The sequence below is a fragment of the Oleiphilus sp. HI0123 genome (assembly GCF_001635315.1).
The window spans coordinates 1-464 of record NZ_LWGE01000142.1 but is presented as its reverse complement, the minus strand read 5'-3'; the positions used below and the strand labels follow the sequence as shown (position 1 = coordinate 464).

The window sequence follows — 464 nt, the reverse complement described above, 5'->3', positions numbered from 1 at the left end:
CTAATGCAATGAATAGAGAAACAAACATATCGATTCAATATGGGCGCTGGGTTCACCAGAAAATACTCGAGGCTACTCATGGATTTACAAACGATCAGTTAAAGAAGTACCGCTGTGCATTTTGGTTGGAGGGCAAGCATTTTATCCGGAACCCTGCTAACCGCATAGTTTATAACCCAGTAGCGATTGACGATTGGATGGAGGGAAAACTGTGAGCAAGAAAACTGAGTTCAAAATTCCTAAGGGCGTCGAAATTCATGGAAATAACATCCGGATTGCATTCCAGTTAGATGGAAAAAGAATGAGGGAGCCCATTACCGGCATTCTCAAAATTAATCAGAATTCGCTTAACTATGCCGCTAACAAAAGAGCGGTGATTTTGAACGAAATAAAGTCTGGCAGTTTCGATTATCAAGCACATTTTCCGAACTCTCAGAACGCGCTTAAATATTCGGGTTCGGTTA

The 464-nt window shown here is 41.4% G+C and carries 2 protein-coding genes; both read left to right on the top strand.

The window, feature by feature from the left end:
* On the top strand, positions 1-215 hold a 215-nt coding region (gene xisR / locus A3761_RS01365), incomplete at its 5' end, for an excisionase family protein (protein ID WP_156491486.1).
* The coding region (locus tag A3761_RS01360; RefSeq protein WP_156491485.1) for an Arm DNA-binding domain-containing protein at positions 212-464 on the top strand (253 nt) is incomplete at its 3' end. The genes xisR and A3761_RS01360, both read left to right, overlap by 4 nt.